The 1,332-nt window shown below is 45.0% G+C and carries 1 protein-coding gene; it reads left to right on the forward strand.

The annotated features are described in order from the left end of the window. Positions 1-95 precede the first annotated feature (95 nt). Entirely contained in the window at positions 96-1,112 is a 1,017-nt protein-coding gene (locus L2717_RS18035) for an IS110 family RNA-guided transposase (protein WP_220772267.1), read from the forward strand. The last annotated feature ends 220 nt before the right edge of the window (positions 1,113-1,332 follow it).

Raw genomic sequence — 1,332 nt, forward strand, 5'->3', positions numbered from 1 at the left:
CATGGATAATGGAATGGACCCATCCACTTTTAATCGGCCTCGCAATGGGCCACGATGTAGTCGCTAAACTCATCAGAAAGAGGACGGGTCCATTTATGAAGATTACTACAATCGGTTTAGATATCGCAAAGTCTGTTTTTCATCTTGTTGGTGTCGATAAAACGGGTAAGTTACTCAAAAAGAAAATGCTTAGACGCAAAGATTTGCTCCCCTTTATTGCTCAAATTGAGGCGTGTCTGATTGTGATGGAAGCCTGTGGTGGGGCAAATTATTGGGCCAGAGAATTTGAGCTGTTGGGCCATAACGTCAAGCTAATAGCACCTCAATTTGTGGTGCCTTTCCGGCAAGGTAATAAAAATGACTACAACGATGCCTTAGCCATCGCTGAAGCTGCGCAGCGACCCAACATGCGGTTTGTAAAACCCAAAAGCGTTGAGCAGCAAGATGTGCAACTGCTCCACCGTATGCGCGAACGATTAACTAAACAATCAACCGCCTTAATCAATCAAGTCAGAGGGATGCTAGCGGAATACGGCATTGTGATAACCAAAAGTAAATCGGCTTTTAAAGTACAGTTCCCAGATATTTTAGCGGATGAAACCAATGCGCTGACCACCAAAGGTCGGGCCATTTTTTATCAGTTATATGAAGAGTTTAGTGATATAGAAAAACGGCTTAAGGGTTGTGACGTTCAAGTGCTCACTGAAACTAAAAACAATGTGATTTGCCAGCGTTTAGAAACTATCCCAGGTATTGGTCCTGTCACCGCTACCGCCTTTTATGCCGCCGCAGGTGATGGTAAAGACTTCACTAATGGCAGGCACTTTTCTGCTTGGTGTGGCTTAGTTCCCAAGCAACACAGCAGTGGAGGTAAAGATAACCTCCTTGGGATAAGCAAGCGGGGAAATGCTTACTTACGTACCCTGTTCATCCACGGCGCCAGAGCTGTGTTACAGCACAGTTGTCATAAACAGGATAAATTTAGTTGCTGGGCAATCCAGTTAGCAGAACGCCGAGGTTTTAACCGAGCCTGTGTAGCCGTCGCCAATAAACTCGCGAGAATGGCATGGGTTATCGCGGCGCATGACGAAGAATATCGACTTCCAGTATAGTGCTGAATAGATTCAATAAACGTTAATAATTAACCAACCAGCAAGTTGCTAAGACACTTGATTTGATGATGAGACAGTCAGACTGATCTACTGAAAACCTTAGCTCGGCATAGGCTCATAATGAAGCCGCAAGGATGATAAGGACAGTAGAAGCAGATATCCATCAGGGCCAGAGGAATCCCTCAACAACAGGCCGGATATATGGGTGCAATGAACTCTT

This window comes from Shewanella glacialipiscicola (assembly GCF_023283485.1).
Taxonomy (GTDB): Bacteria; Pseudomonadota; Gammaproteobacteria; order Enterobacterales; family Shewanellaceae; genus Shewanella; species Shewanella glacialipiscicola.